At 61.9% G+C, this 357-nt stretch carries 1 protein-coding gene; it reads left to right on the top strand.

The window, feature by feature from the left end; translation table 11 throughout:
* The coding region (locus tag QP363_RS12760) for a hypothetical protein (protein WP_284764759.1) at positions 1–357 on the top strand (357 nt) is incomplete at both ends.

The following is a 357-nucleotide window of genomic DNA, read 5'->3' as shown; positions in this document are numbered from 1 at the left end:
GATGGCGAGGAGACTCCGGATGCTGATTCGGAGAATCCGAATGACATTGCTGAGCACAAGGACATCAACGATAAGGACCAGACTGTTCCGAAGGACGAGGAGACTACGACTTCGACTGAGCCGACGGAACCGACCGAGCCGACCGAGCCGACTGAGCCGACGGAGCCGACTGAGCCGACTGAGCCGACTGAGCCGACGGAACCGACCGAGCCGACGGAACCGACTGAGCCGACGGAACCGACTGAGCCGACCAAGCCTACGGAACCGACCGAGCCGACGGAGCCTACGGAGCCTACGGAGCCGACGAAGCCAACCGAGCCCACAACTCCGCGTGTTCCTGGTGATGAGTCTGATTTG

It is taken from the genome of Corynebacterium sp. UMB6689, assembly GCF_030215295.1.
Lineage (GTDB): Bacteria > Actinomycetota > Actinomycetes > Mycobacteriales > Mycobacteriaceae > Corynebacterium > Corynebacterium aurimucosum.
Note: the sequence above shows the minus strand (reverse complement) of the source record. Positions and strands in the feature narration are given on the sequence as shown.